Below are 21141 nucleotides of genomic sequence, written 5' to 3'. Positions count from 1 at the left end.
TTGCACTCACCAGCATCTCAAGGCTTAGGCAATGTTTTGCTGGCCAATGCCGTCATTTTCTCGCTCAAAATTGTGCATAAGCACATATACTCGTCAAAATGAGCACTTCGCAGCGCCCCACCCTGCGTGCGCAGCCGCAATCAGGCGACAGCGCGCGCTGGCACCGGCTGCTCGCTCAGCTTGACCCAATGACACTCACTGAGACATTTCTCAAACGGGTGACATCAATTCAAGGTTACGATCCGTCACCGGTGCCTCTCGCCGAAATTCGTCGCACCGGCAGGCTCACCTTTCAGGCTCTTATCGACGGCCTCAGCGGCACTGAACTGCCCGGCGCAATTCCCATAGCCCACGAGATCGGGGTCTCTCGCGCTCGTGCAGAAGTACCAATTGCCGCACTGATCACAGCGATTCGCCTTGATTTCGCAGTGCTTTGGGAGTCTCTCACCGCTATCGCGACGCCCGCTGACGCCGAACTGATTGTTCGCCACACTGGCATTGTCCTGAACGCGGTTGATGCTTTTGCCAGTCAAGCTCAGGCAGCATACGCAAGTGAGCTACAGCGAATGCGCGAAGACGAAGCTTCGGTAAGGCGCGGTCTCATCGCTTCACTCTTTCAAGATCTTGTCCCCAGCGAAGAGGGCATCTCACGTATCGCTCGGGAACTCGGCCTCATTGCCGATGAGCCACTGATCGTAGTTGCCGCGATTGGTGAAGACATCGGGACGCTTCGTGTGGCTGTCGCCGCACTCGAGCGAAATGGCGTGCAGCTCTTCACTCATCACCTCGGCGATAGCTTGATAATGTTTCGGCGCGGAGGCACGCTAGCCGGCTCACGAGCCGAGGCACCGCTGGCTGAGCTTGCCGCACTCAGGATTGGCGTGAGCGAAGCCGAGACACTCGGTGAGCTGCGACGTGCCTCGGTCACCGCACGCGACCTGGCCAGGCAATTGCGCCCGGGCGAAGACGGAGCGATGACCTGGCAACGGGGCTGGGCGAGACTCGCAGCTGAGCACCTGCTTACTGCGGGTAATCCGATTCTCGATGACGTGAACTCTGCACTTGAACAGTGCGGTCCGAGCGAGCGCTCCCGCCTAGAAGAAGCGGTGCGCAGTTACCTCTCGACCGGGAGTGTGGTGCTTTCAGCGCAAGAGCTGTTTTGTCATCGCAATACTGTGGCCAACCGCCTACATCGTTTTGCCGAGCTCACTGGCCTTGACCCTTCGATTCCGGCAGATGCGGCCCGACTGGTCGTTGGTTGGGCGTGAACAAGCTGTAAGAATCTGTGCGCCCGCGCGGTATCCCTTTCGTTTCGGTCAGGCATCTGAAAGAGTGGCAGCATGGAGACGCACACTGTAGAACTGACCGGACATCTTGCTCGCGCAGCTCGGGCTCTCGTTGGCACCTCGGCCTCGCACACGGCTGGTGTGGCAGGCCTGAGCAAGGCGCAGCTTCGCGATTTTGAGAAGAGCATCGGCACGCTGAACGAGGATCAGCAGGCCGCCCTACGGGCCGCTCTCGAACAGCTCGGGGCGGTGTTTATTGCCGACGGCGAGCAGAAGCGCGGCCACGGAGTGCGGCTAAAGTTTTCGGCCGACAAGGTCGAAAAAATCGAGACCTGGGAAGACGAAGGCGGGCTACCCGCCGATGACGACGTGTAACCCAAAACGCGTCATTTTGGCTTCGAAGGTACGAGTAATATTGTGCACAAATGAGTGAAGCAGCAGCACCCCCAGCACCGTCAATTCGAGCTGGCGTGGTGCCAGCAGACGTGGAACTCTGTGCCAATATCTGGACCAGCGCGCTTGAAGCCCGCGATGGCAGTGTCGATCGACAAACCATGGGCCAGCGCGTACGCGATGCATTTGAAAACGAGATCGTGCACTTTGGCGTAGCGACCTCCCCTCGGCAGGGTTTTGTTTTTGTCGAGACCGTGCCAGCCGAGGCGGGAACGGCGTTGCTGCACTATCTCGCCGTCGATCCGGCAGGGTCCGGCGGCGGAGTTGGCCGCGCGCTGCTCGCCGATGCGATCAGGCACACCAAGCAGGCGGGATTCACCCGTCTCTTGCTCGAGGTGCGTGATGTAAATAGCCGCGCAATTGAGCTCTACACCAGGCAGGGGTTCGTGGCCCTCGGTGAGCCCGTGCCCCACCCAACCGCCGGTTACCCCATGCAGAGCTACGTACTTGAATTCGTTTAGCTCGACCGGCGTTCACCCAGTGGCGACCAGTTAGCTATCGCGAACTCTGCACCCTTGCCACTTACCCCCTCCGGGTATACGTTGGAAGCATCAACACCCTGAGGGGCCTTGACCTACCCCTCAGAGTTTTGCCGAGGGGTGGAGGCTGAAATGGCAGCATCGGGTGAGTCGAATACGCACGAATCGCACACAGGTGGCGAACACAGTGAGCACGAAGGGCACCACGCCCACACGGAGCACCACGTCAGCGAACAGCGCGAACCGCATATGCAGCAGACGGGGCACTCCACGCATTCAGGGCATGAGAGTCATGCAGGCCACGAGGCTCACACGAAGCATGAAAACCCAACCAGCCACAGCGACCACTCCGGCCATGCAGGTCATGGCGGCCATAGCGGCCACGGCGATCACGTAGCCCAATTCCGCAGATTGTTCTGGATCATGCTGGTGATCGCCATACCGACAGTGGCACTTTCAAGCATGTTCGCGATGATTGTCGGCTACTCACTCCCCGAAATTCCCGGCATCGCATGGGTATCGCCAGTGCTCGGTACCGTGATGTATGTCTGGGGAGGCAAACCATTCCTCGTCGGCGCAGTCTCAGAGATTCGCGCACGAAAACCAGGCATGATGCTACTGATCGGCCTCGCCATCACGGTCGCGTTCCTTGCTTCCTGGGGTGCGAGCCTCGGCCTGATCCACCACGAGCTCGACTTCTGGTGGGAGCTCGCGCTACTCGTCGTGATCATGCTGCTTGGCCACTGGATCGAAATGCGCTCCCTCGCGCAAACGACATCAGCTCTAGATTCACTCGCCGCACTACTTCCCGATGAGGCAGAACGCATCGAGGGCGACCGAGTTGTCTCGGTTTCACCCGCAGATCTTGTTGTCGGCGACGTAGTCGTGGTGCGCCCCGGCGGCAGCGTGCCCGCCGACGGTCGCATCGTAGAGGGCCGGGCCTCAATGGACGAGTCGATGGTGACCGGAGAGTCTCAAACAGTTGGGCGTGGGATCGGCGACGTTGTTACGGCTGGCACCGTTGCGACCGATTCTGGCCTGCGGGTTGAAATCACGGCAACCGGCGACGACACCACCCTGGCCGGTATTCAGCGACTCGTGTCTGAGGCCCAAAACTCCTCCTCACGCGCCCAGCGCCTCGCCGACACGGCAGCCGGTTGGTTGTTCTGGTTCGCGCTCGGAGCAGCTGCAATTACTGCAATCGTGTGGACGCTCGTAGGATTGCCCGATAATGCCGTGGTGCGCACAATCACCGTGCTCGTGATCGCTTGCCCGCACGCACTCGGGCTTGCCATTCCGCTGGTTGTCTCAATCGCGACCGAGCGTGCAGCGCGCGGCGGCGTGCTCGTAAAAGATCGCCTCGCCCTTGAGAGCATGCGTACCGTCGATACCGTACTCTTCGACAAAACCGGCACCCTTACCAAGGGCGAACCAACTGTCACCGAAGTATTCGCCGTCGATAGTGACGATGACCGAGTGCTCGCCCTGGCGGCAGCCGCCGAATCAGACAGCGAGCACCCCCTCGCACGAGCGATCGTGCGAGCAGCAGAACGCAAGCAACTCACAGTACCGGCGAGCCGGGACTTCACCTCATCACCCGCGGTCGGAGTTACCGCAACAATTGATAGCAACACCGTGCGAGTCGGCGGGCCCCACCTGCTCACTGAGGAACAGGCAACAGAGTTGCCGGTCGCCGATCAGTGGCGCGCAGACGGGGCGATCATTCTGCACGTAATTCTGAACGGAGAAGTGATTGGCGCGTTGAAACTGGCTGATGAGATCCGCACAGAATCTCGCGAAGCCGTCGATGCGCTGCACAAACTCGGCGTGCAGGTTGTAATGATCACGGGCGATGCCGAAGCAGTGGCGCACTCGGTTGCACAAGAGCTTGGAATTGATCGCGTGTACTCTGGCGTTCGACCTGAAGACAAAGCCGCAAAGGTGCAAGAACTGCAGGCAGAAGGGCGCACCGTCGCAATGGTCGGCGACGGCGTCAACGATGCCCCAGCACTAGCGCAAGCAAATGTCGGCCTGGCGATTGGCGCGGGAACAGACGTTGCGATCGCATCGGCTGGCGTGATTCTCGCGAGTGATGATCCTCGCTCCGTGCTCTCGGTCATCGAACTCTCACGGGCTGCCTATCGAAAGATGAAACAGAACCTCTGGTGGGCTGCAGGCTACAACCTCATCTCCGTGCCACTCGCTGCCGGCGTGCTCGCACCGATCGGGTTCGTGCTGCCAATGTCGGTGGGCGCTGTGCTGATGTCGCTCTCGACCATCGTGGTCGCGCTCAACGCTCAGCTGTTGCGCCGTCTCGATTTGCGCCCAGAGTCAACCACCAAAGCGGTACTCAACGGCTAAGTAGCAGGCGAGAAATCAAAACAAAAGAGGGCCGAATTTGCACTCGGCCCTCTTTTGTTTTGTACGCTGACTAGTCGACGAGCGCACCAGCAGCAAGCCTGCCGATCACACCGGTCAGGTGGTCAATCCCAGCGATCAAATCTTCATCGCGGGTGTATTCGTTGAGGTTGTGCGAGACACCGTTCACGCTTGGCACGAACAGCATCACGGTCGGCACGAGATCCTTCATGTTAGTTGAATCGTGGCCAGCCACCGTCATCACCCTGTCGTGGGTGAGGCCAAGATCCTCGGCCACCTCGCGAGCAAGCGCAACGCCCTCTTCTTGGTAGGGGTTCTGATCCCAGCTGTGCTCTGCAACAATCTCGATTTCGACACGATCTTCGCGCTGCACCCGCTCAATCACGGCCATCAGGCGCTCGTGCGCTGCACGAATCACCTCGGCGCTTGGTGAGCGCAGATCGAGCAGCAAGCGCACCTCGCTTGCAACAACCACAGGAGAGTTCGGGTACACCGTGAGCTCACCGCACGCAGTGTGCAGTGCTTCTGGCTCAAACTCGTCGACAAGTTCGCGCGCTGCGACGACAAGGCGGGCAGCACCCAGCAACGCATCGCGGCGATCTACCATCAGCGTCGAACCCGAGTGAGCCTGCTCACCCTTGACCCGGAAATCATACTTATGCGCAGCCCAGGTAGCGTTGACGAGGCCAATGGCGACGCCGTCTTCCTCCATACTGCGCCCCTGCTGCACGTGAATTTCAGCGTACGAAGCGACATCGAGCCCAGCAAAATCGCCGCGCTCGCCAATCTCATCGAGCGCGTCACGCACAGTGATGCCCTTTGGGTCTTCAGTCGCGAGCGCCTCTTCGAGTGCAAGCTTGTCAGTAAACACGCTCGAACCCATCATCGATGGCTTGAAACGTGAACCTTCCTCGTTGAACCAGTTCACAACGGCCAGGTTGAACTTGGCTCGTTCGGGGTTCGCGCGCAGCTCATCTGCGACCCGGAAACACGCGTGTGCCGACGCCATCACACCATACGCGCCATCGAAGCGCCCCGCAGTTGGCTGCGAGTCCATGTGCGATCCGGTAAGCACATACGGTGCGCCCGGAACAAGCTCAAGCAACCCGAACTGGTTGCCAATTGCATCGTTCTGCACAGTGAAGCCGTGCGATTCAAGCAGCTCAGCGAACCATTTACGCTGCTCACCGTCGGCGGCGCTTGCCGCCTGGCGCTCAACACCGTTGGTGCCCTCTACCGCGCCAAATTGCGAGTGGATCGCCCAGTCAGCGAGGAACGATTCGGCCAGATTCTGGTCAGTCATTTTTCAGTCCTTTCGAATCGCTCAGTCGCGGGCGATGCCGGTGGCCGCGACGTCACTCGATGCCGGCGGCATGATGGTGTCTGGAATAAGTATGTGGATCAGCGCTGGCGCGTCAGCTGCGAGCGCACGATCAAGTGCGGGGCCAAATTCTTCGGTGCGCTCAACGCGCTCACCGTGGCCACCGAATGAGCGCATCCAGTCTGCAAAGTCAGGGTTCGCCATGCGGGTGCCAGAGCGGCGGCCCGGGTAGTGGTTCTCCTGATGCTGCACGATGGTGCCGTAAATCTCGTTGTCGATCACGATCACGAGTGGCTTTGCGCCGTGCGCGACAGCGGTCGCAATTTCCTGACCGTTCATCAGGAAATCGCCGTCACCGCAGACAGCCACGACGTTGCGCTCGGGGAAGATCAGCGAACCAGCAACTGCAGCTGGCACGGCAAGACCCATCGCGCCATTTCGCGCGCCGACGAGGCTCGCCGGCTGCAAATGCTTCACGAACCGGTGCGCCCAGATTGTTGCGTTGCCCGCACCAAAGGTCAGCACAGCTTCGCCAGCGAGACGGTCATCAAGTTCACCGAAAGCAACTCCGAGGTCCATCTGCTGCGCGACGCCATCAATCGACGCGTCGGGACGGTGCGCTTCGGTCTGGCGCTGTGCCTCGGCACGGCCTGACATCCACGAGTTATCGCGATCGCCACGAGCCGACGCTGGATCAGCCTGCACGAGTGCCTGCACAAACGTTGCGGGAGTAGCCAGCACGTGCTGATCGGTGCGACCCGAGTGCATAGTGGCGTCAGGGTCGGCAGTAACAAGCACTGTCTCTGCGTTGAAGCCCTGGGTGTAGCCGTCGCTGAGCACATCGGCGCGACCGCAGCCAACGAACACCAGCAGATCGGCGTTGATGTAGCCTTCGGCGACAGCGTCAGTGCGGCCGTAGCCGAGCCAGCCTGCCCAAGCTTCACCGGCGTGTGGCACAGCGTCGTAGGCTCGCCAATCGCAGAACACTGGCACGCCTGCGGCTTCAGCGAAGCTGATCAGCTCGGCGCCAACACCCTCGTGCCATCCGTCACCACCGGTGACAATCGCCGGGCGCTTTGCGGCAGCGAGGCGAGCAACGAGCGCATCAATCTCGGCCGGGTGTACCGCTGGGGCTGGGGCGGCAACTGGCAACGCAACCGCTGGCGTCGCTGGCAACACCAGCACGTCTTCTGGCAGCCCGATCACCACTGGGCCGGGGCGACCCGAGGCTGCGATGCGCATTGCCTCAGCGACAAGCTCGCCTGCACGGTCAGGGTTGTCAATAGTCATGACACGCTTCGCGGTTGAGCCAAACCAACCGGTCAGCGAGAACTCCTGGAACGCGTCACGTTCGCGGTCGTTCACTGGCACGAGGCCAACAAACAGCACCAGTGGTGTCGCGTCTTGGTAGGCGGTGTGCACGGCAATCATTGCGTTCGCCGCACCTGGGCCGCGAGTGACCATCGCAATACCTGGGCGACCGGTAAGTCGGCCTTCGGCAAGCGCCATGAACCCCGCACCGCCCTCTTGGCGGCAAACAACGGTCTCAACACCCGAGTCGTGCAGGCCATCAAGCACATCAAGGTAGCTTTCGCCTGGCACCGCGTAGACACGCTTAATGCCGTGCGCCTCAAGCGTACGAACGATGAGGTGTCCGGCCGAGTGCGGTGCTGGTGCGTGCTGCGAGGTCATGATGCTCTCCTTGTGAAGCGTTGCGAACGTTCGTCGCGGGTTTCGAAGTGTCAGTCTGCGGTAGTACGCGGTTTACGCGTTGCTAGTGGCGAGGATCGCCGAAAGCGGCTCCCCCGACTCGATGCGGGCGACAAGCGCTGGCTCGGCGGCATCCGAAGCGAGCGCGGCGTCAAGCACCTCGTCGCCAGGACCCTCGGGGCCAAGCACAAGAATGCCCTGCGCATCACCAAGCACCAGATCGCCTGGGCGCACAGTGACACCGGCAATCTCGATTGCCCGATCCAACGCGCCATCTGGTTCACCGGCAAGAGCGCCCGATCGCTTTGTGGTGCGGGCGGTGAGCCCGGTTGCGAACACCGGCAGACGATCCTGCAGTTCACGCAAAGCGGCCTGATCGGTGACGGGGCCATCGACCACGATGCCTGCAGCGCCCTGCGCGATAGCAGCGTGCGCGGTAACAGCGCCGACCGGGGCGTGCCCGCGACCCGCAACGCGGATCACGAGCACGTCACCGGGCTCGAGCGCAAGCAGCGCACGGTTTACCGCGAAGGCGTCGGGCTGCGTGAGGTCGAGGGTGCGCGCGCGGCCGACCATCTGGGGGGCACTATTGATCGGGCGAAGATCCTGATCGCAAAAGCCGTCTTCCAGAAAGTGACCGAGCGTAGGAATCTCAACGCTCTTGAGCGCTTCAATCAATTCGTTTCTGGATCGACTCATTTTTCTGCCCCTTCTCGAACGACCGCAACGCACTCAATCTCGAACGGAATGTCCCAGATGTCAACGCACACGGTTGTACGCGCCGGCTTTGCCTCGCCAAAGTACTCGGCGTAGATCCGGTTGAAGGGATCGCGCTGCGCAGCATCGGTGAGGTAGGCGTTCACCTTGACCACCAGGTCCAGGCCGGAACCGGCAGTCTCAAGCACAGAGCGTAGATTCTCGATGCAAACCCGCACCTGATCTTCAAACTCCGCTGGCGCGGTGCCGTCCGCGTGGAACGGCACCTGGCCCGTCGTGAACACAAAACCGTTCGCGACAACCGCCTGCGAGTAGGGTCCGATCGCCGGGGCAAGCCCCGGCGCCGAGTCGATCCGGCGAATCAATGGTCGACCGAGATTGCCGAGGTCGCGCCAACGCGGTCGATGTCGCGTTTGTGGTTATCGTTCAGCAGGAAGAGTGCAATGAACGACAGCGCCGCAGCAGCCGCGATGTACCAGGCGATCGAATCGCTCTGGCCGGTGAGATCAAGCAACCAGACGGTAACCGCTGGGGTGATCGCCGAACCGAGCAGACCCGAAAGCATGTACGCGATCGACAGACCCGAGTAACGAACCTTTGAACCGAAGAGCTCTGCGAGGAAGGTGGCGATTGGACCATAGTTTGCCGAGAAGGCGATCATCATCAGGCCGTACGCAAGGAACACTGCCCAGACCTCGCCGGTGTTGATCAGCCAGAAGAACGGGAAGGCGAGCAGCGCTTCTGCCGCGATACCTGCCGCGATGATTGGCTTGCGGCCGTACTTGTCAGAGAGCTTGCCAAAGAACGGGATCAGGAACAGGCCGAGCAGGCAGGCAACGAGCACTACCCAGAGCATCAGGTTTGCCGAGAAACCCTGCTCACTGGTGCCGTAGTTCATGCCCGAGGCAACCATCAGGGTGAAGGTCGAACCGGTCGAGAGCGTTGCAACGCCACCGAGGATAACCTGCTTCCAGTAGTGCTTCATCAGGTAAGCGAAAGGCAGCTTGGCCTTTGCGCCCTGCTCGCGAACCTGCTGGAAGCTTGGGGTCTCTTCGATGTTCAAACGAATGTAAATGCCGACCGCAACGAGCAGCACCGAAGCGATGAACGGTACTCGCCAGCCCCACGAGATGAGAGCTTCCTGCGAGACCGAAGCGGTAACAATGAGGAAGGCAACGTTTGCGAGCAGGGTACCGAATGGCACACCAACCTGCACAAGCGAGCCGTACCAACCGCGCTTGTCTTCTGGAGCGTGCTCAACGGTCATCAGCACCGCGCCACCCCATTCGCCACCGAGCGCGAGGCCCTGGATGATGCGGAGGGTGAGCAGGATAAACGGAGCGGCGAGGCCGATCGTGTTGTAGTCGGGCACGAGGCCGATCGCGAGGGTCGCGGCGCCCATGGTGAGCAGCGAGATCAGCAGCATTGACTTGCGGCCAAGACGATCACCGAAGTGACCGAACAGGATTGCACCGAGCGTACGTGCGACGTAGGCCGCAGCGAAGGTCAGGAAGGCAAGGATCGTGCCGACGGCAGGTGGCAGGTTCGGGAAGAACACCTGGTTGAAGACGAGCGCTGAGGCTGTACCAAACAAGAACAGGTCGTACCATTCGACAGTCGTCCCGATGACGCTCGCCGTAGCGATTTTTCGCATCTTGGACTGGTCAAGGCGCGCGTTGGGGACAGCCTCGTCCGTAGCTAGCTGTGCAGTCATTGTTTCCTCCATGGAATACGTGTTGGGCACTTCACTGGCCCACCTATCTACGTTCGCTTGTTCCCGAGAGACCGGCAACCGACATTCGCACACGGTTTACCAGTCAAATTAGGCATTTGCACAGTCACAATCAGATTTAACCTCAAAAACGTACTCTTAAGTGTGTGAAAATTCAATACTATGGGAGTACGCGCTATCGAGGGAGGAGCCGAGTGCACCACACAACAATAAACAGCGAAACCGAATGCAGCTGGTGGAACACCACTCTCGCCGACCTGCGCGGCGACATGGACGCTCTCGTCGACGACTTCGAAGTGCGACTTCGCGCAATGGGCAGCGGCTACGAAGACGTCTCCTCGGCAGACATTCGGGCAACCGCCCGCGAAACCCTGACGCTGCTCATCACGGAACTGAGCGAAGAACCACTGCCCGACGAACTGCAAGACCTACCCCACCGACTCGGTGTGCGCCGTGCGCGGCAGGGCGTAGATCGCGACCGGCTGCTTGAAGCCGTGCGCCTCGACTACCGGGTGCTCTGGGCCGGCCTCACGCGCGTAGTATCGCCCGAAGACACCGCGCTACTCGTTGCCCACGCAGAGGTCGTGCTCTCAGTGGTTGAGGACTACATCGGCGAGGTTCAGGTCGCATTTCTAAATGAGCTTGAAACCCTTGCACTCGACACCCGAGCAGCCGAAACCCGAGCAATCGCAAAGTTGCTCGCCGCAGAGCAACCTGAAGAAGTCGCCGCCGAAGTTGCACTTGAACTCGGTCTGCCGCTCGACGCCGAGTATGAAGTGGTACTAGTCCCGTCAGCCTCGGCAACAGAAGCACACCGATTGATCGCCGACCTGCAACACACCCGAGCCCGGTTTTTGCTCTGGGACTTCGACGATGGCGTGCTCTTTGTGAGGCCGCGGCCAGAAGCACTCGGCAAACACCCGCTCGCCTCAACGCGAGGTGTGGTGGTTGACGAAATTGCCGGACTCGGCGGCGTCGCCGAAGCAGCGCGCCTCGCCCACCGGCTCGCGCCATACGCGCCCGCAGGGAGACTCAGCGACGAGCACGAGCTGTGGCCGCCCGTGGCAGCGGCAACGCTCTCGTCGGTGCTACCCGGGCTCAGCCCCGCTGCGCTTTCTGGATTGGATTCGGTCTCACCCGGTGACCGCTCACGCATCATCGAAACGTTTTTGGCCTATTGCGAGACCGGTTCAGTGAAACAGACCGCCGAAACCGGCTTTGTGCACCGCAATACCGTGGTGAACCGGCTGCGCACCTTCCACGACCTCACCGGCATGGACCCCACCGTGCCGCGCGACGCTGCCCGGGCGCTGATTGCGCTGGCAGGGAGCGGAGTGCCCCCACGCACCGAAGCAAGCTAGCCGCGTAAAGATTCGTAGAGTCCTGGAAAACCAAAACGAGTTTCCCCACAGACTTCCAGTTCTCGCTCGGGACAATACGAAAATTCACAAGAAAGCGAAAGACTGTTGTTCACCAGTTAAGGCAACGTTAACGCAAGCCGACAAATGATCACTTTCTCATTACAAAAGCGCGTATTCATGCTATTTTCTCAGAAAAAATAGACTGTCGACCAGCACTTTTCCACCTATGCTGAGAGCATGAAGAACCCAGCCCTCATCCTGCTATACGGCATTCCCGTGCTCGTAATATCGCTGGGCGGATTCATGTGGGTCAAATCTGTAGAAAGTCACTACAACTATGACTCGCGGCAAGCCATCAAAGAAATGGCAGCAGCCCACGGCAGCGGTTTTGATACACCCAGCGCTGCTGAAGCACATGCGTGGCACGCAGAAGAAGTCAACAACCAGAGGGACGACGCGCTCAACACACTAGGCGGAGGCGTAGCGCTCTTCCTGATCCCCATCTCAGTGACTGCTCTCGGCCGCTCGCACAGAAACAAACTCGGCGAGAATAGTGACCGCCCGGCTCAAAGCCAGCGCCCCTCAGCCCAGCCAAAACAGCCAACGCTAAAAGAAGTGCGGCGCGACCTTAACACCTGGTATCAGTAGCGGCCTCGTCAACCGCTACAAAGCAAGCGCTCACACACGCCGGCCTCCCCGCGTACGGCCCTTCGTGCGCCTCTACCCAAAAGCCGTCACAACACCACGCCGCAAACAAATACAACGTGGGCCTGATCTTTGACTCGGCAGCCTGGAGTCATGCGGGCCGCATTCTGAGGCATAGCGAACAGGGCGTTCGATCTTCAGGGCCCGACCCAAATAATCGAGGCATGCACGATAGATGAGTTTGACCTCGCTGTGACTGGCGAGTGGTAGATGAATTGCGGAATCAGAAATTAAGCACTCTCGTTACCGATCAAATCGATGCGTTCCTGGATCTGCGCATCTGTCATCCGAAGGCTGGCACCAAACTGATGCCATTCCGGGTCATCAACATAACCCTTTGCGCCGCAGATAAGCGTCGTATCTCCGTTCTCATTTGTACCGTGGGCCGCCATGACGACCATGCCGTCTGCTCGCTGCACGATAAGAGAATCAGATTCTGCGGCGATGGTGCGCACCGGAGCCTCATCACGAACGTAATCATGGGCGGTGAGCTGAGCGACGCAAATGTCATAGAAATTGTCGGAGGTAATCAGCTCCGGAGTTGGCACGGGCTCGGGTACAGGCGTTTCAACAGGCACCTTGCTGGTCTCTACAGGCTGAGGGGTCGGCCCTGTGGTCGCGCAGCCCACCAGCAGAAACACCGCTGCAACAACTCCAGTTGCTTTCATTCCGAGCAATTTCGTTACCCCTTCCTCCGGCATTTGATACTTCATCTTAAGAGTTTGTGGAGCTAGCTAGATATCGGGCATGCAAAAAATGCCCCCGGAACCCACCACAAGGGTGAGTCCGGGGGCATTTTCATATTCAATTATTTACCGTAACGCGGCATATAGCTCGGGCGCGCGGATGAACCAAGCATCCACTTTTCAGCACTCGGCCAGCGGTCACCAAGTCGCTGAGCGACCTTCTGGTACGCCAAGATCACGGCAGCAGTCACGACAGCCTGGACCAGGGCGAGTGCCGAGATGCCAGCATAGCCAGCCTCAGTAAACACGCCATCAGCCCAAGCCAGTCCAGCAGCAACCGCTGGTAGAGCAGCAACAAGACGCACCAGGAGCACGCCCACCAAGGCAGCAACAAAAGTTCGAATCGACTGGATCTGCATCAATCCCTCCATCCGGTACGATTTCTCTGGCCTGTGATTAACGTCCGCGGCACATCTGTTCCCAGACCTTCTTGACAACAGCAAAGTCTGCAGCAGAGACCGAAGGAATAATGTCGCTGTTGCCGTTAGGCAGGCCAAGGAAAACGTGGCTGATGATTCCTCGAGTGTTCATGGCAAGCACCGCCGACTGGTCGAGCTTTTCGAACGTGCCGTCCGCACGTCCGATCCATACGGTGTCTGGTTTTACGTTAACAATAGGGTTTGACATGTTTACCTCTTCTACTGGGTTTGTGTTTGAATCACTGCCGGTAAGCCGATTCCTGATGAATGTTCGTGGATTTACAGTTGACGCCGGCCCACTGCCGTCGCCACGATCGACTGCGCCCTGGTAAATCTCAAGATGCAAGTGGTTGCCCTCGGATTCACCCGTGTTGCCTTCCTGTCCGACAGTCGCGCCAATCGCAAGACTGGTGCCTAGGGGAAGTGCTGGTTGAGAAGCGAGGTGGCAGTACCGCGCCCACGTCTCAACTCCGTCAATTGAGCCAAGATGCAGAAGCACCTGCCACCCAGCCCAGCCTCCCCAATGGTTTTCAACCACAGTTGCAGCGCCGATTGCTTTCAAAGAGCCAATCGAGTACCAGTCCTGGCCCGTATGAAATGGGCGCGAATAGCCAGTCCGCCAGCCCCAATCATCAGATCGAATCGGCTCCGTCGTGCTACTGCCATTTGGCCATACGAGTCTTGTCATATTCCCCTCTTTTCTTGTTTGTGAGACAAATGACTAAACCGCCCTAGTGCGAGACCTAAGCGGCATAGACACCGTCGATTCGGTTGCGGGTACGCATACGTCCGAGCGGATCGAGTTGAAACGATCCGCTCGGACGTATGCGATTGGCACATCAGGTGAGCAACCAGGAACTAAGCCGCTCGAGCTGCTCGCAGACGTGCGGTGCGCGAGGCAAGCTTGTCCCAGATGAGGGTGTCGTTCAGCTGAATCCAGCCCTGCGGCACGATAGTTGCTTTCAGCGACTCGACCTCATTCAGGTCGCCGATTGAGTCCAGTTCGCCTGAGTCAGAGACAAAGCCGATGCTGCCATTTGGGAGGCGGATAAGTGCTGGCATTTTAATTCCTTCGATAGTTGGGTTTGTAATTGATCCGCCGGCTTGAATGTATGGCCAGGGGTTAGATAGGTAAGACATCGAGGCGCCAAAAACGGCCCCCTGACGGTCTCCCTTGGTAATGTGCAGGTGCGAACCGAATGAGGCCGAACCAGTGTTTCCAACGGGCCCGATAATGGACCCGACAGCTACACGAGTACCGACGGCCAGTCCTTGAGTGTTCATATGGCAATAGCCCAGATACACGCCGTCGTCGCCCCTCACTTCCACGACCCATCCAAGAACAGAACTCCATTCGGATACGACTACGACACCTGCGTTAACGGACGGAATAGGTGTTCCTGTCGCATGCGGAAAGTCCAGTCCGCGGTGCGGTTGGGAGCGTCCTGCAGTAGCGCCGAACCCATCTGCTAGATCGGGATTTCTATAAAAAGGCAGAGTCACCTCTTCTCCTTTCTTTGTTGTGAGACGAGTTGTCTCGGTTTACTTGAGAACTGTGATGAGCGTGATCGCGAGACCTAGCAGCGAGCCAAGCCCGACCAAAGCGGCAACAAAAAAGCCAGCGACTGTCCAACCGGACACTTTCACTGGCTTCGCGTTTTCTTTGAGCTCTTTCACTTCACGGTCATACGAGGTTTGCCACGCGGCAAGCTCTGCGCGAGTAACAAAAGTCGTACCGAGCGCATGCACTTCACCGCGAAGATCGCGCAGATCGTCTGAGAGACCTTTGAGCAGCCGAACAATCTCGGCCTGAGAGTAGGACTCGGAGTCTTCGCTCATACGGCTGCCTTCTGCGCGAGTCCGGAAAGCGCGCCGGTAACGCCGGCGTCGACCTGCTCGCGGATTCGTTTCAGATCTGTCTCGGAGAGGGCGCCACCGAAAATCTCAACCTCGGGCGCGAGGATACCGAGCATCGCAAGTAGGTTCTTGTACCGTTCTGCACCCTTGTCAGAATCTTTCGAGAAGTTTTTCTTCGTAGGACCCATATACCCGGCCACCCAGTTGGCTTCCGCCTGCGTATGGCACGCGAACACCTTCCCGGTCGCCCAGTTGATCCAGCACCAAGACTGAACACCGTCGACAACGGCATACATCGAATCAGGCATATCTTCGTCTTCTTCCTCCGCCCGAGCGGATCTGTTCGTGGTGGCCTGGATGATGGGCCAAGGATCTTGCAGGTTCGCCATTGACGCACCGAACACTGCCCCTCGACGATTCCCCGCCGTGGTGTGTAGGTGTGGCCCCAACGATTCGGTGCCGGTATTCCCGACATACCCGATCACATCCCCGAGACCAACAACAGTTCCAACGGGGAGGCCTTGCCTGAAGAGGTGGCAATAGCCGGAAAACACGGAGCCACTGTCGATCTCCACCACCCAGCCCAGACCAGAGTGATATTCAGAAACGACGACGATACCCGCAGCCCAAGCAGGCACACGCTCACCCTCACGCTTCGGAAAGTCAAGACCACGATGCGGGCGAGCACGACCTGCAGTCGCAGCGAAACCGTCATCAAGATCAGGATTCGAATAGAAGGATTCCAACCCAGTTCCTTTCTCCAGACGAGGAAGACTCCGCAGCAGCGAAGCTCGATACTAGAAACGGTTTCGACTGCCCGAAGCGAACAAGCGTTTAGCGCGTGCATGTCAATCCCGCAGACAGCGCGTACGCAACGTCCAAGCAAGTGCAGACTTCATGACGCGGAGGCAGCATGTCCCGCCGCAAGAAATAGCCGGGCTCATGATGGCGTCGGTGGCAACGCATGTTTGCTGTGGATGAAGGGATCAAGTCGGCTTGCGCAAAGTTGATCCCCGTTGTCCGGAAGGACGTATGGACGGCCACCGGTGTTCAGCCCGGGAATACGGTAGTTCTGCACCAGAGGCGGCTTGGTAAGGGCTATCCCGACAGCGCGAGGATCGCTGGCGATCATGGCGTGACCGCGCGGTGGAGAGCTCACTGCCGCTGGGCGATCCGACCGTGGGCAGTGCGAGCCGATGTGATCCGCCCTAAGAAACACGAAAGGCCCCGAATCATTCGAGATTCAGAGCCTGTTTTCGGACATAGTTATCCGAACTGCTTTCTACTATAGCAGAGTTTTTGGAATAAACACAGAAACATCGATTCCGAGTTTCGCGAGCGCGCCACGATCCACTACATCGAGCGTGTAGTGCATTGCGCCCCAGCCGACCCATTTGGCCCCACAGAACCGGCACTTGCCGATTGGCGCTCGGCTGAGTTCTTCGGGATACCACTTCACTACGACAGCCGTTACCGAGTCGCCGCGGACGACCGCCCTTGTTTCTCCGCAACTCGGGCATGGTGCGATCATCTCGATTGAGGAGGGTGGCGATACTTCCTCGGTGATGCGATGCACCCAGTCGGGAAACTCACGGACGAACCACCCCCAGCTGGCGTCATCAATTCGCCCTCTGTGGCGCTCGGTGACCGCATGGGCCCAGACGGCTATGGTTGCCTCGATGGGGTCTTTGATCTGGCGCATGAAGAGCGCAAGCTGCATTTGTTTCAGTTTGCCCGCGATGTGGTCTTGTAGAGCGATCACGCCAAGATTGATGGGGATACCAGCACCGCCGCCGCCACTCCCCCGGGCGCCTTGCGATGTCGCTGACTCTGCGAGCTCAACAAGCAGTGGTCCGCGCTCAACCGCCTTGCCTCCCTCGTGTTCAGTGTGTGCTTCTGTGAGCCGCACCACAGCACGCTCAGTTGATTCCATGATCCTCCTTGGTGTTCCAAATGTTGCGTTCTCCGGTATTTCAATGAACCGGCAGCGTTCGAGCTCGTCGCCCGGCACTTTAGAGTTGATGTTCGTTACAGAGACGATGCCTATTGAGGCAGACAGTCGGGTGTTCGCTTTTCCGAGTTGGCATCGTTACTGTTGCCAGAGCAACGCCGTCGCATATGGCGGCGATGACGACTTCTCCTCGATCTGCTCTTCGTCGGCCATCAAGCCGCATCCCGCAACGCGAACAGACCATCGTCGGGTTCCCCCTGAGCTTCGAACATCTCCGCCTCGTGCGGCACCGACTGAGCCTTCCGCCGACAGGGACATTCACTCGAATGACCAAACGGATTGTTGCTGTTCACGCACGCAGTCTTGTGCGTAGGCACTGTCACGCCATAAAGACCGGCCCCAGTCGAACCGGTGAAACTCACTGGCGTACTGAAATCACTCATCGCGCTTTCGTCTCCTTCGAATACCAGGCGCACACAAGCGCCAACATCACGGCATAGCCAAGTAGCGAACATCCGTTCATGAGCCCGGCCCCGTCACCACGAAGTAGACGACTACCGTGCACAACATCGCCAGCATGACTAGTACTGGCAGCCACGACCAATGCCATGGGTTACGCATCATCGGCTCCTTGGCATTCCGCTGCCTCCTCCTTGAGCTGCTCGCTCATGGACAATTCGCTATTCAGCATTTCGTTCAACTTGTTCATAATTTCTCCTCGAGAATCTGCGGGATAGGTGAATACGCTGCACCTATAACACCGACATCACCGGGCCGTAGATGAAGGCAACGGGAGTTGAACCCGCAATGCATGCGCGGCCTTTCCCCGGGGCGCGCACCAACCGCATGCCCCTTCTACGCGCCGCCAACACGTCCGCTCGATATCCCCCGAGTGTTTGGGTGCCCAGTGAGGGCAGGCCGGCTGAAAATCGTTGACCCCGCACAGGGTCAGAAGCACCATCACCGACAGGTTCAAGTGGCACGACGGGGACATACCCGCCTCGACTTGCCGCACAGACCACTCCGCAACGGCTCCCCACGGCTTCAAGCAGATGCGACCAGTCACAACTCTGGCCACGCTCTCCACGCGAGTTTTCTTGTATTAAGTTCGGTCCCTGAATGTCAGTCATGGCACGCCCGGTGAAAGGGGCACTCGTGACGATGGGACGGCTGTTTAGGCCATGTAGTGAGGCGCACGGTTTCGAGGTCGTACGCCCCGTTTTTGGGTATGCAGTAGCCCAGCTACCGCCAAAACGATGAAGATTTATGATCTGACTTCAGCCGGTCATTCTTCGATAGTTCGATAAATCTCGGCACGGTTGCCGAGAACAGCCAGAGTTCCTGGCACTTTATGAAATAGGAACCGCCTCCGCATATGGCGAAGATTCTTCAGCCGACCGAGCGAGGCCGGTGAGCCCCGAGAGCTCTTTCGGCAGGTTAGATTTTTCGGATTCGTGTGAGTACTGAATGGACATTAGGCAGCCAGCTCCACAGTGACAGGGTACGAAACGACTTCAATTGATACACCGAGCGCGAAAGCAACTCGTCGCATCACTGCCGGTGACGGTTGGCGAGTGCCGTTTTCGAGTTTTGTCAGATAACCAGGATCAATCTCGCAGCGTCGAGCAAACTCGCCTTTGCGGATTCCCATTAGTTCACGAATTACGGCTACTGCTGCGCCGTTCAAATTTCTTGTAAGCATGTAACCAGATTAGGCAAGAATGGCAATAAGTAGCAACTGTGGCAAGAAGATTTTTCATTAATGCAGCCAGCAATTAGCAATTATCTTGCACTTATTGCCTACACTTGCCTATCCTGTAGATATGCCAATTACATGGATGCAACTTCAGGCAGCGCGCAAGGCGGCAGGGTTAACCCAAGCACAGCTTGCGGAGAGGCTTGGGGTGTCTCATAGGACCATCGTGAACTGGGAAGCGAACGGCGTTCCTCGAAAGTCAGAGCATCAGGTCTTTGACGTATTAGAAGAACACCTGACCGGTCGGCGCATTCGAGCTGGGCTAGGTGCTGGAACTGGCAACCTCGCCCCCTCCCCAGAGAGCTACGCAGAAGTAACAATTGGTGAAGCGTCTGATGAGCAGTTACTGACCGCACTCATGGACCGAGCGCGCGCTCGAAGAGTGATGTTCGAGGGTTCGCCAACCACCCCTCAAGATTCCAGTGTCAGTGGCTCGGGGGATACTGCTGATTCACCCCGACAAAGCGATCACGATCTGGCAGCCAAGAAGCGGAGCAAGAACCGCGGCGAAGTAGATTTCGACTAGGAGTCATATTGCAGCACTTGTACGATCTGGCAGAGTCGCTAGACGTGCGAATCGAATACGCAGACCTCACGCATCTCGACAGGGACGGAGACTGCAGCATCGATTCACGCACCATCCGGCTCCAACCCGGAATGCTTTACCGACTCGAACGCTCGGTTTTGGCCCACGAACTTGCTCATATGATTCGTGGCGACCGGCGCACGATTCTTGGCCATTACGACGATAAGGACGAACGCCGCGCAGATGAGTGGGCAGCTCACTTTCTCATCGACATCAACTCATACTCGGCCGCAGAGTCACGATTCGGCACGAACACAGAAGCCATCGCTCAGGAGCTAGAGGTTATGGACTGGATCGTAGAAGCTTACGAACGAACCATGCAACGCATCGGCAACGACGTCTACTTCAACGCGAAAATGGGTGTGGGGCAGTGGGCATTGAAAGTGACTGCGTAATCGGCGTCTATTCAACTCAAGAACAGTAAAGGCGCGTTCGGGTCAGATCTTGCTCCGGCCAGGCACCCGAACGCGAAGGGGGTTCAGCGCATGTTGGGTCACGCTTCGACGGCAATAGCTCTTGGTGTTTAGGCAGATTGGTTTGATGCAGACATTGACGCAGTAGCGGCCGCGGAGTGATGCTCGCGCAATTTCTCTAGCGATTTGATCAGCAAGCGTGTCAGGAACGCAAAAAGCCCCGCACTCACTCCGATGATGTTCGAAGTAAAGCGCGGGGCTTTTGTATCAGATGCTTTGACGAGGGCTTTTAGAAGTCCCAGTCCTCGTCTTCGGTGGCGACTGCCTTGCCGATGACGTACGACGAGCCAGAGCCAGAGAAGAAGTCGTGGTTCTCGTCGGCGTTTGGCGAGAGCGACGACAGGATCGCTGGGTTCACGTCGGTCATTTCCTTCGGGAACATTGGCTCGTAGCCGAGGTTCATCAGCGCCTTGTTGGCGTTGTAGTGCAGGAACTTCTTGACGTCTTCGGTGAGACCGACGTTGTCGTAGAGGTCCTGCGTGTAAAGCACCTCGTTCTCGTAGAGGTCAAAGAGCAGCGAGAAGACGTAGTCCTTGAGCTCTGCCTGGCGCTCTTCGCTTTCGTTGGCCAGTGCAACCTGGTACTTGTAGCCGATGTAATATCCGTGCACGGCCTCGTCACGAATGATGAGTCGGATCAGGTCTGCCGTGTTGGTGAGCTTTGCGCGGCTCGACCAGTAGATCGGCAGGTAGAAGCCTGAGTAGAACAGGAACGATTCGAGCAGCGTTGAAGCGACCTTACGCTTCAGCGGGTCCTCGCCCTCGTAGTAGTCGACGATGATCTGCGCCTTCTTCTGCAGGTACTGATTCTCAGTCGACCAGCGGAAGGCGTCGTCAATCTCTTGCGTCGAGCACAGCGTCGAGAAGATCGACGAGTAGCTCTTTGCGTGCACCGATTCCATGAACGCGATGTTCGTGTACACCGCTTCTTCGTGCGGGGTGATCGCGTCTGGGATCAGTGACACCGCGCCTACGGTGCCCTGAATCGTGTCGAGCAGGGTCAGGCCGGTGAAGACGCGCATGGTGAGCAGCTTCTCGTCTTCGGTCAGGGTCGCCCACGACTGCACATCGTTTGACAGCGGCACCTTCTCTGGCAGCCAGAAGTTGTTGACGAGACGATTCCAGACCTCGAGGTCTTTTTCGTCTTCGATGCGGTTCCAGTTAATCGCCTGAACAGCATGGCCTAGCTTGAAGTTCATCGTTCCTTCTTC

The 21141-nt window shown here is 58.5% G+C and carries 22 protein-coding genes; 8 read left to right on the top strand and 14 right to left on the bottom strand.

The features are described from left to right. Nucleotides 1-98 precede the first annotated feature (98 nt). The 4 genes from QBL02_RS08800 (at nt 99) to QBL02_RS08785 (ending at nt 4579) form a co-directional block, all read left to right on the top strand. Complete coding sequence (locus QBL02_RS08800; RefSeq protein ID WP_282726043.1) at nt 99-1268, top strand: helix-turn-helix domain-containing protein; 1170 nt, start codon at nt 99-101, stop codon at nt 1266-1268. A 72-nt stretch (nt 1269-1340) separates the two neighbouring features. Further along, nucleotides 1341-1661, top strand: a complete 321-nt coding sequence (locus tag QBL02_RS08795; RefSeq protein WP_282726042.1) for an XRE family transcriptional regulator — start codon at nt 1341-1343, stop codon at nt 1659-1661. Nucleotides 1662-1711: 50 nt separating this feature from the next. Then, nucleotides 1712-2200, top strand: coding sequence for a GNAT family N-acetyltransferase (locus QBL02_RS08790; protein ID WP_282726041.1), 489 nt, complete (start codon nt 1712-1714; stop codon nt 2198-2200). Nucleotides 2201-2350: 150 nt separating this feature from the next. Beyond that, nucleotides 2351-4579, top strand: coding sequence for a heavy metal translocating P-type ATPase (locus QBL02_RS08785; protein ID WP_282726040.1), 2229 nt, complete (start codon nt 2351-2353; stop codon nt 4577-4579). Between the two features lie 70 nt (nt 4580-4649). Here the strand turns inward: QBL02_RS08785 and QBL02_RS08780 are convergent, their stop codons facing one another. From QBL02_RS08780 to QBL02_RS08760, 5 genes are all read right to left on the bottom strand, one after another. Continuing rightward, nucleotides 4650-5900, bottom strand: a complete 1251-nt coding sequence (locus tag QBL02_RS08780) for a M20 family metallo-hydrolase (RefSeq protein WP_282726039.1) — start codon at nt 5898-5900, stop codon at nt 4650-4652. 21 nt (nt 5901-5921) lie between these two features. After that, the gene (locus QBL02_RS08775; RefSeq protein ID WP_282726038.1) at nt 5922-7610 is read right to left on the bottom strand and encodes a thiamine pyrophosphate-dependent enzyme; all 1689 of its coding nucleotides are present in this window, start codon (nt 7608-7610) and stop codon (nt 5922-5924) included. A 72-nt stretch (nt 7611-7682) separates the two neighbouring features. Continuing rightward, nucleotides 7683-8327 (bottom strand): RraA family protein, encoded by a 645-nt coding sequence (locus tag QBL02_RS08770; protein WP_282726037.1) that lies wholly within the window; start codon nt 8325-8327, stop codon nt 7683-7685. Continuing rightward, nucleotides 8324-8710, bottom strand: coding sequence for a RidA family protein (locus QBL02_RS08765; RefSeq protein ID WP_282726036.1), 387 nt, complete (start codon nt 8708-8710; stop codon nt 8324-8326). Before QBL02_RS08765 ends, QBL02_RS08770 begins: the two co-directional genes overlap by 4 nt. Next, a complete protein-coding gene (locus QBL02_RS08760) occupies nt 8707-10059 on the bottom strand; it encodes an MFS transporter (protein ID WP_282726035.1) in 1353 nt (450 codons plus the stop codon). The genes QBL02_RS08765 and QBL02_RS08760 overlap by 4 nt, the downstream gene beginning before the upstream one ends. A 212-nt stretch (nt 10060-10271) precedes the next feature. On the opposite strand from QBL02_RS08760, the gene QBL02_RS08755 reads away from it, so the two are divergent. Both QBL02_RS08755 and QBL02_RS08750 read left to right on the top strand, forming a co-directional pair. Continuing rightward, nucleotides 10272-11438, top strand: coding sequence for a PucR family transcriptional regulator (locus tag QBL02_RS08755; protein WP_282726033.1), 1167 nt, complete (start codon nt 10272-10274; stop codon nt 11436-11438). Between the two features lie 237 nt (nt 11439-11675). After that, the gene (locus tag QBL02_RS08750) at nt 11676-12086 is read left to right on the top strand and encodes a hypothetical protein (protein WP_282726032.1); all 411 of its coding nucleotides are present in this window, start codon (nt 11676-11678) and stop codon (nt 12084-12086) included. Nucleotides 12087-12373: 287 nt separating this feature from the next. Here the strand turns inward: QBL02_RS08750 and QBL02_RS08745 are convergent, their stop codons facing one another. The 8 genes from QBL02_RS08745 to QBL02_RS08710 all read right to left on the bottom strand — a co-directional run bounded on the left by QBL02_RS08745 (nt 12374) and on the right by QBL02_RS08710 (nt 18818). Further along, nucleotides 12374-12856: a hypothetical protein gene (locus tag QBL02_RS08745; RefSeq protein WP_282726031.1), complete on the bottom strand. Its 483-nt coding sequence runs from the start codon at nt 12854-12856 to the stop codon at nt 12374-12376. Nucleotides 12857-12951: 95 nt separating this feature from the next. Then, the gene (locus tag QBL02_RS08740) at nt 12952-13248 is read right to left on the bottom strand and encodes a hypothetical protein (RefSeq protein ID WP_282726030.1); all 297 of its coding nucleotides are present in this window, start codon (nt 13246-13248) and stop codon (nt 12952-12954) included. Nucleotides 13249-13285: 37 nt separating this feature from the next. After that, nucleotides 13286-13996 carry a peptidoglycan DD-metalloendopeptidase family protein gene (locus QBL02_RS08735; protein ID WP_282726029.1) on the bottom strand — a complete coding sequence of 237 codons (711 nt, stop codon included), beginning with the start codon at nt 13994-13996 and terminating at the stop codon, nt 13286-13288. A 170-nt stretch (nt 13997-14166) separates the two neighbouring features. After that, on the bottom strand, nt 14167-14811 hold the full coding sequence (locus QBL02_RS08730) for a M23 family metallopeptidase (RefSeq protein WP_282726028.1): 645 nt from the start codon (nt 14809-14811) through the stop codon (nt 14167-14169). 39 nt (nt 14812-14850) lie between these two features. After that, nucleotides 14851-15147 (bottom strand): hypothetical protein, encoded by a 297-nt coding sequence (locus tag QBL02_RS08725; protein WP_282726027.1) that lies wholly within the window; start codon nt 15145-15147, stop codon nt 14851-14853. Then, entirely contained in the window at nt 15144-15911 is a 768-nt protein-coding gene (locus QBL02_RS08720) for a M23 family metallopeptidase (RefSeq protein ID WP_282726026.1), read from the bottom strand. The genes QBL02_RS08725 and QBL02_RS08720 overlap by 4 nt, the downstream gene beginning before the upstream one ends. Before the next feature lie 539 nt (nt 15912-16450). Then, complete coding sequence (locus tag QBL02_RS08715; protein ID WP_282726025.1) at nt 16451-17098, bottom strand: hypothetical protein; 648 nt, start codon at nt 17096-17098, stop codon at nt 16451-16453. A 1492-nt stretch (nt 17099-18590) separates the two neighbouring features. Beyond that, nucleotides 18591-18818: a helix-turn-helix transcriptional regulator gene (locus QBL02_RS08710; protein WP_282726024.1), complete on the bottom strand. Its 228-nt coding sequence runs from the start codon at nt 18816-18818 to the stop codon at nt 18591-18593. A 121-nt stretch (nt 18819-18939) separates the two neighbouring features. Between QBL02_RS08710 and QBL02_RS08705 the strand changes: the two genes are divergently transcribed. Together QBL02_RS08705 and QBL02_RS08700 are read left to right on the top strand one after the other, a co-directional pair. After that, on the top strand, nt 18940-19398 hold the full coding sequence (locus tag QBL02_RS08705) for a helix-turn-helix transcriptional regulator (RefSeq protein WP_282726023.1): 459 nt from the start codon (nt 18940-18942) through the stop codon (nt 19396-19398). An 8-nt stretch (nt 19399-19406) separates the two neighbouring features. After that, a complete protein-coding gene (locus QBL02_RS08700; protein ID WP_282726022.1) occupies nt 19407-19853 on the top strand; it encodes an ImmA/IrrE family metallo-endopeptidase in 447 nt (148 codons plus the stop codon). 307 nt (nt 19854-20160) lie between these two features. Here the strand turns inward: QBL02_RS08700 and nrdF are convergent, their stop codons facing one another. Beyond that, the gene (gene nrdF, locus QBL02_RS08695; protein WP_282726021.1) at nt 20161-21129 is read right to left on the bottom strand and encodes a class 1b ribonucleoside-diphosphate reductase subunit beta; all 969 of its coding nucleotides are present in this window, start codon (nt 21127-21129) and stop codon (nt 20161-20163) included. Between the last annotated feature and the right edge of the window lie 12 nt (nt 21130-21141).

Source organism: Leucobacter sp. UT-8R-CII-1-4, assembly GCF_030010235.1.
GTDB lineage: Bacteria > Actinomycetota > Actinomycetes > Actinomycetales > Microbacteriaceae > Leucobacter.
The sequence above is the reverse complement of the archived record's forward strand: the minus strand, read 5'-3'. Positions and strand labels throughout refer to the sequence as shown.

What these genes read in the sequence shown, in the direction of transcription:
- QBL02_RS08800 (WP_282726043.1), top strand. Translation starts at nt 99, where the DNA reads ATGAGCACTTCGCAGCGCCCCACCCTGCGTGCGCAGCCGCAATCAGGC.
- QBL02_RS08795 (WP_282726042.1), top strand. Translation starts at nt 1,341, where the DNA reads ATGGAGACGCACACTGTAGAACTGACCGGACATCTTGCTCGCGCAGCT.
- QBL02_RS08790 (WP_282726041.1), top strand. Translation starts at nt 1,712, where the DNA reads ATGAGTGAAGCAGCAGCACCCCCAGCACCGTCAATTCGAGCTGGCGTG.
- QBL02_RS08785 (WP_282726040.1), top strand. Translation starts at nt 2,351, where the DNA reads ATGGCAGCATCGGGTGAGTCGAATACGCACGAATCGCACACAGGTGGC.
- QBL02_RS08780 (WP_282726039.1), bottom strand. Translation starts at nt 5,900, where the DNA reads ATGACTGACCAGAATCTGGCCGAATCGTTCCTCGCTGACTGGGCGATC.
- QBL02_RS08775 (WP_282726038.1), bottom strand. Translation starts at nt 7,610, where the DNA reads ATGACCTCGCAGCACGCACCAGCACCGCACTCGGCCGGACACCTCATC.
- QBL02_RS08770 (WP_282726037.1), bottom strand. Translation starts at nt 8,327, where the DNA reads ATGAGTCGATCCAGAAACGAATTGATTGAAGCGCTCAAGAGCGTTGAG.
- QBL02_RS08760 (WP_282726035.1), bottom strand. Translation starts at nt 10,059, where the DNA reads ATGACTGCACAGCTAGCTACGGACGAGGCTGTCCCCAACGCGCGCCTT.
- QBL02_RS08750 (WP_282726032.1), top strand. Translation starts at nt 11,676, where the DNA reads ATGAAGAACCCAGCCCTCATCCTGCTATACGGCATTCCCGTGCTCGTA.
- QBL02_RS08745 (WP_282726031.1), bottom strand. Translation starts at nt 12,856, where the DNA reads ATGAAGTATCAAATGCCGGAGGAAGGGGTAACGAAATTGCTCGGAATG.
- QBL02_RS08740 (WP_282726030.1), bottom strand. Translation starts at nt 13,248, where the DNA reads ATGCAGATCCAGTCGATTCGAACTTTTGTTGCTGCCTTGGTGGGCGTG.
- QBL02_RS08735 (WP_282726029.1), bottom strand. Translation starts at nt 13,996, where the DNA reads ATGACAAGACTCGTATGGCCAAATGGCAGTAGCACGACGGAGCCGATT.
- QBL02_RS08725 (WP_282726027.1), bottom strand. Translation starts at nt 15,147, where the DNA reads ATGAGCGAAGACTCCGAGTCCTACTCTCAGGCCGAGATTGTTCGGCTG.
- QBL02_RS08715 (WP_282726025.1), bottom strand. Translation starts at nt 17,098, where the DNA reads ATGGAATCAACTGAGCGTGCTGTGGTGCGGCTCACAGAAGCACACACT.
- QBL02_RS08710 (WP_282726024.1), bottom strand. Translation starts at nt 18,818, where the DNA reads ATGCTTACAAGAAATTTGAACGGCGCAGCAGTAGCCGTAATTCGTGAA.
- QBL02_RS08705 (WP_282726023.1), top strand. Translation starts at nt 18,940, where the DNA reads ATGCCAATTACATGGATGCAACTTCAGGCAGCGCGCAAGGCGGCAGGG.
- nrdF (WP_282726021.1), bottom strand. Translation starts at nt 21,129, where the DNA reads ATGAACTTCAAGCTAGGCCATGCTGTTCAGGCGATTAACTGGAACCGC.